General features: G+C 39.8%; 11 protein-coding genes. 6 read left to right on the top strand and 5 right to left on the bottom strand.

The window, feature by feature from the left end:
* Positions 1-1,134 precede the first annotated feature (1,134 nt).
* On the top strand, positions 1,135-2,004 hold the full coding sequence (locus KO533_RS22310; protein ID WP_219256184.1) for a phage integrase N-terminal domain-containing protein: 870 nt from the start codon (positions 1,135-1,137) through the stop codon (positions 2,002-2,004).
* Positions 2,005-2,473: 469 nt separating this feature from the next.
* A complete protein-coding gene (locus KO533_RS22305) occupies positions 2,474-2,737 on the top strand; it encodes a hypothetical protein (RefSeq protein WP_219256183.1) in 264 nt (87 codons plus the stop codon).
* A 497-nt stretch (positions 2,738-3,234) separates the two neighbouring features.
* On the opposite strand, the gene KO533_RS22300 is transcribed toward KO533_RS22305, so the two are convergent.
* Together KO533_RS22300 and KO533_RS22295 are read right to left on the bottom strand one after the other, a co-directional pair.
* Entirely contained in the window at positions 3,235-3,519 is a 285-nt protein-coding gene (locus tag KO533_RS22300) for a type II toxin-antitoxin system RelE/ParE family toxin (RefSeq protein ID WP_115334698.1), read from the bottom strand.
* Positions 3,509-3,748 (bottom strand): CopG family ribbon-helix-helix protein, encoded by a 240-nt coding sequence (locus KO533_RS22295; RefSeq protein WP_219256182.1) that lies wholly within the window; start codon positions 3,746-3,748, stop codon positions 3,509-3,511. Before KO533_RS22295 ends, KO533_RS22300 begins: the two co-directional genes overlap by 11 nt.
* Positions 3,749-4,404: 656 nt before the next feature.
* Here KO533_RS22295 and KO533_RS22290 point away from each other — a divergent pair.
* The 4 genes from KO533_RS22290 (at position 4,405) to KO533_RS22275 (ending at position 6,896) form a co-directional block, all read left to right on the top strand.
* Entirely contained in the window at positions 4,405-4,680 is a 276-nt protein-coding gene (locus tag KO533_RS22290) for a hypothetical protein (RefSeq protein ID WP_219256181.1), read from the top strand.
* 118 nt (positions 4,681-4,798) lie between these two features.
* Positions 4,799-5,056, top strand: coding sequence for a hypothetical protein (locus KO533_RS22285; protein ID WP_219256180.1), 258 nt, complete (start codon positions 4,799-4,801; stop codon positions 5,054-5,056).
* A gap of 116 nt (positions 5,057-5,172) precedes the next feature.
* On the top strand, positions 5,173-6,126 hold the full coding sequence (locus KO533_RS22280; protein ID WP_219256179.1) for a hypothetical protein: 954 nt from the start codon (positions 5,173-5,175) through the stop codon (positions 6,124-6,126).
* 137 nt (positions 6,127-6,263) lie between these two features.
* Entirely contained in the window at positions 6,264-6,896 is a 633-nt protein-coding gene (locus KO533_RS22275) for a site-specific integrase (protein ID WP_219256178.1), read from the top strand.
* Positions 6,897-7,210: 314 nt separating this feature from the next.
* Here KO533_RS22275 and KO533_RS22270 read toward each other — a convergent pair whose 3' ends face one another.
* The 3 genes from KO533_RS22270 to KO533_RS22260 all read right to left on the bottom strand — a co-directional run bounded on the left by KO533_RS22270 (position 7,211) and on the right by KO533_RS22260 (position 9,150).
* A complete protein-coding gene (locus KO533_RS22270; RefSeq protein ID WP_219256177.1) occupies positions 7,211-7,804 on the bottom strand; it encodes a hypothetical protein in 594 nt (197 codons plus the stop codon).
* A gap of 106 nt (positions 7,805-7,910) precedes the next feature.
* A complete protein-coding gene (locus KO533_RS22265) occupies positions 7,911-8,363 on the bottom strand; it encodes a hypothetical protein (RefSeq protein WP_251073526.1) in 453 nt (150 codons plus the stop codon).
* A gap of 94 nt (positions 8,364-8,457) precedes the next feature.
* Entirely contained in the window at positions 8,458-9,150 is a 693-nt protein-coding gene (locus KO533_RS22260) for a replication initiation protein (protein ID WP_089069041.1), read from the bottom strand.
* Positions 9,151-9,414: the final 264 nt, after the last annotated feature.

Below are 9,414 nucleotides of genomic sequence, written 5' to 3'. Positions count from 1 at the left end.
ACCGTAAATCTCTCCACCTATCACCGCTGAAATCATTGCGTATCAAGGTGTTCAGAGGTGCTACAAACAAGAAAGATCTATACAAACAAGAAAGATAAAGATCTTACAAAGTAAAAATCATGTGGAAAACTTTAAAATTTCGGGGAGTAAGAACCCCTCCAGGGGGCTTTGCCCCCGCCGGCCCTTCCCCTCGCTCCGCTCGTTTCCGGCGCCCCCAAGAGCAGCGGCTGCGCCGCGACCAAGGGCTTCGCCCTAGTTCGCCTAAAGGCTCCACCCTTACCCATTAATGCCTCGCCATTTCCTAGCTTCGCTAGGGGCGAGCATAAAAACCTCGCTATTAGTTCCGTTTGTCTCCGACCGTTTAACAAAAAACGTGCTGTACTTCTTGCTAAAGGCATCGCTTCGCTCATGTCTAGCAGGAAGGAGATAAATCCACCTCTATCATCAATGCTAACAAGGTTAAAACGCTGTAAAACCCGCTAAAAAGATAAACGTATAGCAAGATGACATTTTTTTAAAATGTTGCTTAAAACGCATTTTAGGGCCTCTGAGCGATAGGTGATTAGCGAAGTCTATCGCCAAGAGCAAAGTGGCTAGTTCTTTCAATCAGCAAAAAATGACGTCAAGCGGGGTAGTGTCACTCCATTTTAAGGGAGTGACACTACCCCCAAATGGTGTTCCTCATGCGGGGGTAGCGTCATTTTTTGCTTTTTGAGGCGTGACGCCGAAGCAGTGGCTTGCGCTGTAATTTGGCATGAGGTACAGTCAAGTTTCTTCACATCGCATCCATTGATGCCAAATAACTAAACCTCTTTGATCACCTAGTAATCTCCAAGCTCAACAGAGCTTATGGGTCATTATATTTGGATGTTTGCGCTCAACAGAGCCACACCATTTGGGCAATTGCCCGTAACAACACTCGCTCAATATCACCGGTTTGCCGGTGGGTTCTTTCTGTGTCGGCAGTCAGAACGAGCATTAACACTGAACTGAATTCCGAAATGGCCTAGAAATAGGTCGCCGTGTTGTTAGCCCTCGAGAAATATATTCCTCTTAAAACACGCCCGAATGGGCGTGCTTTTATCTCAAAATTAAATTTTAATTTTTGATTGTGTAACTTTTTCAAGGTGCATTATGGCGACCAATTTCTTTTTTGAGGCCGGCAAGCTATTGCGGCAGCACAACCCAAGCTCTTTTGCGACTAAATCAGAACGATTCAAAACCATTAAATTAGTCGATAAACAGCTCGTTGCCTTGGGTTTTAAAGGGCTTGAACTCAATAATTTAAAACCTAAGCACATCGAAGCATTAGTTACTCATTGGCAAGCTGATGGCCTTGCCCTGGGCACGATTAAAAATCGTATGGCACATCTACGATGGTTAGCGGAAAAAATCGGTAAAAATGGCCTTGTACCGCGCTCCAATGACTCGGTGGGGATTAGCCGTAGGGTGTATGTCACCAATGAAAATAAGAGCCGAAAATTGAGTGATATGCGACTAAATTTGATAACCGATCAGTATGTGCAAATGTCCTTGCGCCTGCAGGCAGCGTTTGGATTACGGCGTGAAGAAGCCATGAAGATCCAACCGGCGAAAGCAGATCGGGGTGATCGTTTGGTACTTGATGCGTCCTGGTGCAAAGGCGGTCGAGATCGCGCGATCCCGATTTTAACTGCTGCTCAGCACGAACTATTGGCAGAGGCGAAAGCATTAGCTGCCGGCAGATCGCTTATTCCGAAAGAACTCAGTTATGTGCAGCAAATGAAACGCTATGAAAATACCTGTATAAAAATTGGATTGGATAGGGCACATGGGTTAAGGCACAGCTACGCTCATCGCCGTTATGTGGAACTGACCGGTTTTGAATGTCCGGCGGTATCGGGTGTTTCTGTCGGTTCATTGCCCGCAGCGCAACAAGCCGCTGATAGGTACGCCAGAACTGTGATAACCGGTGAGTTAGGGCATAGCCGGTTGCAAGTCACTGCTGTGTATTTAGGCCGTTAACTTATTTGATATTGTAACTTTTTCAAGAGGGTTTTTTGGTTGTTTTAGTGTGATTATTGACCAAGTTGCACATTTCACGTATCGTTATATAACGGTGGGCGTAATAGGTTCACTGTGCAACAGCCACTTTTAAAGTGGCTGTTTTTGTTTGGGCCCCAAAATATTTTTCAATAGATAACCGCCACTCTGGCGGTTTTTTTATGCTTCGGAGTTACTAAATTGAAAGAGCTTCAAGATCTGCTGCAGTTTGTTGTTGAACTTAAACTGTCAAAATTTGTGCGCATTTTGATCATTTTGTTTTTCTTAGCATTAATTAAGAATCCTGCATTGCTCGGACTGTAAATATTCAAATCTAACTAACTCGTTAAATTTTTATCACTCCCCAATGGGGTTTTTTTATGCCTTCTACCTTGATTTTGTAACTTATTCAAGTATGATTGTTACTATGCAAATAAAATGGGGGTGAGCTATGAAAGAAGAAAAAATTACCATTGTAAAAGGACAGCATGGCGGCGCTCGCCCAGGTGCTGGTCGTAAAACTAAGTATGAAAAGACCGTGGTGATGAGGGTTCCTGAGAAGTACCAAGAGGTGATCAAGGCTCTTATCACCCACTTGGATGATACCGCTTACCTAAATAGCCATTATAAAAATGGGCAGGAATCCGAGTTGGTTTATCTACGCTCGCTCGATGATAATAAGCAAAATATTAGCTTTAAAACCATGCCGTTCTAAGGCAGTGTTGCATGGTGCAACACCATGCAACAGGGAGCGTTAAACGCAATGAATTTTTGCAATGCAAAAAATAAGGGTTGAAAGGGTGGGCCTTATTTGCCGTTTTTTAGCATTATTTTCGAGAGATAAATTTGCAATGCAAAAAAGTGTGAGCGTTATTTCAGCTGTAACGGTCATTTATGAGTCGCAACATTCCCCTTTTTGATAAGCTATTTCTGCCGGATCGTAACGGTATTTACATTGCTCCTTCATGGGGTGATTGTTAACATTAACAGCGCGGAAGAACATAAACTGAGCAGAGGTATATTATGAGTGAGCTACAACTATGGTCTATCTTAATCATGTTCGTGACACTCGGTTTAGTTATCGCATCCGGAGTGGTCTTATACAAAGGGTTTAAGGAATAGCCCTTACTCAATCAAACCGAGCAAAGGGCCTAAGTTTCGTGTAATAAACTGTAAAATATTTTGATTTTGTTACTTTTTCAAGGTGATTTATCACCAGTGACTAGGTAAGCGCAATTTTGTGTGGAACACGCGAAGGATATGGATCTCATCTTGATGTACTCTGTACGGGATGATAAACGGGTAATCCTGCACCACCAGTTCTCGAGTACCGGCCACGCGCCCTGCTCGGCCCATAGCGGGCTGAGTCGTCAATAAGTTTACTAATCGGTAAACGTCTTGCACAAATGCTTGGGCGACCTTGGGGTTGTCTTTGGCAAGGTAATCATAGGCATCTTCAAGATTTTGCGCTGCTTTGCGCAGCCACCTAACCTGCATTGATCCCCCAACCTTTAAACTTGGCATTCATTTCGTTTTCAGGCACGAAATCACCGGCATCGGCTTCGCGTAGCGCAGCTTGAATTTCAGCAATCTGCCAAGCTTCTCGATCTAAATAATCCTGGATCGCTTGATTGGCTAACCAAGATTTTGTTCTACCGGTTGACTGAGCTAGCTGTACCAGCTTTTGCTCTATTTCATCGGATAAGCGTACTGACATGACACTCATAGCAAACCTCAAAATACAATGTATACATTAAACTACACTACACGGATTGGAGCTAAATTGCCATGTAGTGTTTATCGCCAAACTGAATTTGATTTAGTTTCAAAAACAAGTTGTTTAACAGCATTTTCTCCTAGCCATGTATTGCTCAATATTATTACACTGGGATAAAGCCACGATTGCTTGATAATTCATTGAGATATGTGGCGTATTACTTAATGGGAGAATGACTGGTGAATAGAGAGAGAGCTAATGCGTTTTGGGCCCATGCGTTGCCGTGTGTGATCATCTCATCCTGTATGCTGGGTTTTGCCTGGCTTGCTATTCAGGAATCAGATGTAGCCTTATCGGTAAACTATCTTGTGGCGGCCTCCGTTTCGTTTAGTTTTACGCTGATAGGCTATTGGGGTTATTGTAAATATTACGCGTCAAAAAAGCCGCACAGTGCATTATATGCTGTTGTTTATACAGTGTTATTTTCATTTTATTATCTGCCAAGCGCTTTTTTTCAAAGACGTTGATAATTTTGCAATGCAAAATTATGTTATAAAAAATTGCTAATTTGGGGTCTGCTTTGCCATCTTAACTACCAGAATGTATTGCAAAAAACATTAAAAAGTAACAACCTAGCAGCACATATTTAAAATAAGGATATATTTATGAGCGAGATGATTTGCCCTCATTGTCATGGAACTGTTAGTCGAGGTGCGAGAGTATGTCGAGGGTGTCAAGCTGAAATAGAATATGGAACCCCGCCTGCCTACATATTGTTTTTACTTATTTTTTCAGTGATTGTCGGTGTGAAAACAACATCCTTTCTTCCCGAGTTTATGGGATGGATTGTTGGGGTTGGTGTATTCATTGGTGGTTTTGTAGGTATTAATAAAATATTTATCGATCGGGTTAACTTTAAAAGAATCTATCGAACAAAATGAAATATTTATTGTTCTTATAAACGTCTAGTATCGATTTTTAGCCTTGCTAAGTAAGTTTTAAATTTTACTCTTATAAAAACTTTAGATGTTTAACAATGTTATGAAATAGGAGATTTTAATGAAAACAAAAGAAATTCAAAATGAAATAGAATGTTGGGCATCTCGTCCTACTTGGTTTAGTTCGCATCCTAGTGATGCAAAAGAACTACGTCAGGCAATATCTAATCTAAAACGTTTGTCATATAAGCCAAGTGAGGATGAGTTAACAGAAGCAATTTACCAACGGGTAAAAGGCCTGTCTACTATGCCTGGCACTCCTAAAGACATAGAACGTAGTGCAAGAGAATTTGCTGTAAAAATATATTCTAAAATATAGACGAAGAAGTATAAGTTTGGTTTGTATGTATGAACTGAATATTTGTAGTCTGACAACCGATATTTTTCATGTTGTAGAGAATAATTTTCAAAGTGTAATTTTATCTAGGATATCAAATGGAAAAAGTAGAGTTTTTTGAAAGATTTTTTGAAGTAGAAAACCGAGTTGCATTTTCCCCTGACTCTTTTGTTACCATTGAAAATTTTTCTCGTCTAATAGGTGAGTATAACTTTGTTGAAAAGGTTGTATGTCAAGTTGAAAAAAATGGTGGTAAATGTGGCCATCTTCATAATAAAGGTTGGCTAGGGATTACTAACTCAGGTCATGAGGTGTTAATTGGACATATTTGTGCGAATAAGTATTTCAAAGCTGACAAATCATTTTCGATAGAGAAAAAACGTATTAGAAACGAAATTGATTTTCAGCGTTATAAAAAGTTCATAGATGAATGTGTGCTAAAACAATCTGAGATAGAGCATGAGATGAATGTTGCTCACGATATGTTAAAGGATGTGAGACGACTTAAAAGTAATATTCAAAGTATCCTTCCTGATATGGTGGTTAATTTTATATTAAATGCTGAAAAAACTAAAAATCGTTCAGTTTACATTGATATTAAATATATTGAGGTTGATGAAAATAAAAAGGAAATCATATCTTGGGTAAAAAAAGAAATTGGTAAAGTAAAAAGTGCTAGCTTTTTTATGTTTAAAGAGATCAATGATTATTACTCTGGAATCAATGATGTTCGGCTTGTATTTTCACAAATAAAAAATTCAAATGAATATAAATTACGACAACTGAAATCTTGGAGTGAGAAGCTTGGTAGTAGAGGGGATATAATTTCAGGTATTGAAAATATATCAATGGAATGCTCCAAATTTATTGGGTTAGATAACCTAAATTTACTTTTATTTATGACTTCAGACAAAAATGATAGAAGTAAAATTTTAGATTTGATAAATAACTTTCATAATGGTTGTGCGACTAATGCTCAGCAGTATATCGAATATCAAGAGTTAATCATAAAACAGACTATAGATGGGCGTGATTTTAGGATTTCCCGCTAGATTACCGCGTGAATCACTCTACACCAGACTGATTCACGCGATCCCCTAAAACCCGCTCTAATGCCCCGTTTGCGGCTATTCTGGGGCGGTTTTTTCCCTTAAGATGAATCAAATCTCTAGAGAACTGATTCAAACCTATGCAAAACCCCGATATTGCCCCTGAAATGCGCCTGTTTACGCCCGATGGTGAGCGGTTGTATTTAACCGCGGAAGAACGGCGGCGCTTCCTCGATGCCAGTGCCTTAGAATCGCCAAGCGATAGGATGTTTTGCCATATGCTGCATTACACCGGTTGTCGCCCGTCTGAGGCGTTAGCGATCTCGCCTAGGCATGTGATGGTCGAAGATGCGGCAATCGTTATTCGCTCCCTTAAGAAGCATAAAATCGATCCTCATGGCCGGTTGAAGCAAGCGCAGTATCGCAGTGTGCCGGTGCCGCCGTTTTTGATTGAGCATTTGGATTTGGTGTTTGGTCTACGTGCGCAGCTACGCCGTGAGTTGAACGCTGATAGTGTGTTATGGCCTATGAGTCGGCCTACCGCTTATCGTTTAGTTAAGCGTGTTATGTACAGGGCGGGGATAGTGGGAGCGCAAGCAACCGGTAAAGGTTTGCGGCATGGCTTTGGGGTGGCAATGGTTACGGCTAATCCACCGGTGCCGCTGCATGTGATCAGTCAACTCATGGGCCATAGCGACAGTAAAACCACGGAAATCTATCTGCAGGTGCTGAGTGAAGAACGGCATAGCTTAGTGATGAATGCCTGGGGATGAGGGGAGTTGTACTAATGATGTGACACCCTGCTTGATTCCTACACCGGAAATTGATGTTAAAAAACCATTCTTTTTACGTTGTTTGATCGCCATACTTATTTAGTACTATATAAGTACTATTGCAATGCTGACCGCCGGGTTATATCATTAAGCTGTATCTAGCATTAGCTGCAACCATTTTTGGTGCTGATATGTCGCCATCGTTAAGGTGGTCCGTGGACGGAGGAAACTCGACAGTCTCTTGGGATAGCAGGTAACTGCGAAGAACAGCAGTTGTTAACTTTTTGGCAGGCCTCAACTTAGTTGGGGCCTTGTCATTTTTGCGCTTTGATAATATCTCCCAAAATTAGCATGTATTTCTTCGGAGGTTTTTTTAAATTAGCCTCGTGTGGTTCATTGTTTCTGTAATGAGCTGTTTCTACAAAAATTTCTAATTTTGATTTTTTATTTATTCTAGTTTTTAAAAGGATGTATACCCCTTTTTTGGGATTCTGTTTATCTTGTTGTTCTAATCTAATTGCTTTCCCCAAAATAGTGCTCTCTTTACACATTTTGTGTGATAAGCCTTTGATAATTAATGGTAAATTTTTACTGTAATTGTACCTGTTTATGTCAAATCCTCTTATGCTAGTTGTTCCATCACTATAAATATCCGTCACTAAGGTGGGTCTTGGATCATTTTCAACAATTTCACTTGTGTAACAGTGTGGGTCAAATATCACATTTGCGGTGATTTCACCTTTAACCTTTTCATTTTCTTCGTTTTTATATTCGAAAACTAAAGTTGCTGACATTGGGATCATATGAGATAAGTCATATTCAACTCCAGTTTCAAGGTTTATGTGCTTGTTATTTCTGTATATTTTTTCATTCCATTTATATTCTTTGCGATATATACGTTTATGCATTGTTTCAATACTGCCTAAGTTATTTGGTTAAAGCCTTCTTCATCAAAGCCTTATAGAGAAGAGGCGTATTTCTGAAAAGGAACGTAACAAAGCGGGATTTGAATTGCTAATTTTTGAGGTATTTAGCCTTAATTTCATTTCTTAGCGTTATATCTGCCAAGGTTTTTACTTCTTTCGGCCACTCAGGGTCTGATTCAGGTTTTGGATTTGATTTTGTTACATAATCATCTTTGGAGACTGGTGGTTCAGGCTTGTATTCGAGCCTATTGCTTAAGTCGAGAATGAGCGATTTCATTTCAGATTGCTCTTTCCGCATTTCTTTTACTAGCTGCAAAAGCTCTTCATATGATGGTGTTTCATTGTGTTGCTTTTTTTCTAATTTATGTGTTGCATCTTGTTTCAGAACGCCATAAACACGAAGTAGTTCTGATGTATCAACTAATGGGTTTCCGTCATGATCTCTTTCTGCGGAAAGCTTTCCAGCATTGATGTGTCGCCAAAGTGTAACCCTATTCTTACCTACTACTTTAGCAGCCTGACTTAGATTTAACTTTGCCATGTGTTGCATCCAATTTGTGGTCAATGGACCGGTGGTGTTGCATGTGTTTCATTATGTCTAATGTGTGTGAATGCTACAACTTTCCTAGGTGTTTCTAGAGATCCATTTTCAACTGTTTGTTTGGTTTTAGGGTGAAAGCTAGTGCAGTTACGTTCCTTCCATGTTTGATGGTTTCGTATGTGATAACAAGATCGCTCCGCTGGTTTAATTCTTGAACGGAAGGCTTTATCACCCATTTGTTTAGATCTTTGAAAAGCGGATATTTATCATCTACGCCCAATGCGTATCTGAAATCATCTAGACTAATGTTTCTAAAGTTTTTGTCGTTAAAACGTGAAAGCAGTTCGTAAAGACGGATAGAGTGTGCAGACTGAAGATTTGCGATGTTGCGTAATTTGTAGGTAGTAAAATTACTCTTTAGCTGAGTTATGTATTTTAATACGCGATCAGACCAAACCAACCTAACAGCACCATCTCCTTTAATTTTTTTTGCTTTTTCTTGAATCCAATATAGTTCTATTTCTTCACCGTTTTCATAGAGCGTTATGGTTGATTTAAAAAGTAAATCTGCCGCTTTGTATAGCTCTCTATGCGCGTTTTTTATATCTATCCCCATAAGTTCTGAGAATTCTAGGGCTGATAACCTGACCTCTTTTAACGGGGTTGAATCTGGTCGAGGATCTACCTTGCTCAGACAGGCTAAAACCAGCTTTTGTGCTTGAACATTAAGTCTATATCGAGCATCTAAAAGGCTATTTGCTTTCGTTACTGCAAGTTTTGAATTCATACAAAGGAGATATTGTTGATGGATGATTCCACCTTACATATAGGAGGAATGGTTGTAAATTAACTTCTCTTTAATTTGTGGATATGACCGTAAATTTCTCCACCTATCAGTTCTGTTTTCACCGTAAATCTCTCCTCCTATAAAGTGCTTTTCACCGTAAATCTCTCCACCTATCACCGCTGAAATCATTGCGTATCAAGGTGTTCAGAGGTGCTACAAACAAGAAAGATCTATACAAACAAGAAAGATAAAGATCTTACAAAG

The sequence above is a fragment of the Shewanella sp. NKUCC05_KAH genome (assembly GCF_019345585.1).
GTDB classification, from domain to species: Bacteria; Pseudomonadota; Gammaproteobacteria; order Enterobacterales; family Shewanellaceae; genus Shewanella; species Shewanella oncorhynchi.
The sequence above is the reverse complement of the archived record's forward strand: the minus strand, read 5'-3'. Positions and strand labels throughout refer to the sequence as shown.

What these genes read in the sequence shown, in the direction of transcription:
- KO533_RS22285 (WP_219256180.1), top strand. Translation starts at nt 4,799, where the DNA reads ATGAAAACAAAAGAAATTCAAAATGAAATAGAATGTTGGGCATCTCGT.
- KO533_RS22300 (WP_115334698.1), bottom strand. Translation starts at nt 3,519, where the DNA reads ATGCAGGTTAGGTGGCTGCGCAAAGCAGCGCAAAATCTTGAAGATGCC.
- KO533_RS22270 (WP_219256177.1), bottom strand. Translation starts at nt 7,804, where the DNA reads ATGCATAAACGTATATATCGCAAAGAATATAAATGGAATGAAAAAATA.
- KO533_RS22290 (WP_219256181.1), top strand. Translation starts at nt 4,405, where the DNA reads ATGAGCGAGATGATTTGCCCTCATTGTCATGGAACTGTTAGTCGAGGT.
- KO533_RS22295 (WP_219256182.1), bottom strand. Translation starts at nt 3,748, where the DNA reads ATGAGTGTCATGTCAGTACGCTTATCCGATGAAATAGAGCAAAAGCTG.
- KO533_RS22260 (WP_089069041.1), bottom strand. Translation starts at nt 9,150, where the DNA reads ATGAATTCAAAACTTGCAGTAACGAAAGCAAATAGCCTTTTAGATGCT.
- KO533_RS22305 (WP_219256183.1), top strand. Translation starts at nt 2,474, where the DNA reads ATGAAAGAAGAAAAAATTACCATTGTAAAAGGACAGCATGGCGGCGCT.
- KO533_RS22280 (WP_219256179.1), top strand. Translation starts at nt 5,173, where the DNA reads ATGGAAAAAGTAGAGTTTTTTGAAAGATTTTTTGAAGTAGAAAACCGA.
- KO533_RS22310 (WP_219256184.1), top strand. Translation starts at nt 1,135, where the DNA reads ATGGCGACCAATTTCTTTTTTGAGGCCGGCAAGCTATTGCGGCAGCAC.
- KO533_RS22265 (WP_251073526.1), bottom strand. Translation starts at nt 8,363, where the DNA reads ATGGCAAAGTTAAATCTAAGTCAGGCTGCTAAAGTAGTAGGTAAGAAT.
- KO533_RS22275 (WP_219256178.1), top strand. Translation starts at nt 6,264, where the DNA reads ATGCAAAACCCCGATATTGCCCCTGAAATGCGCCTGTTTACGCCCGAT.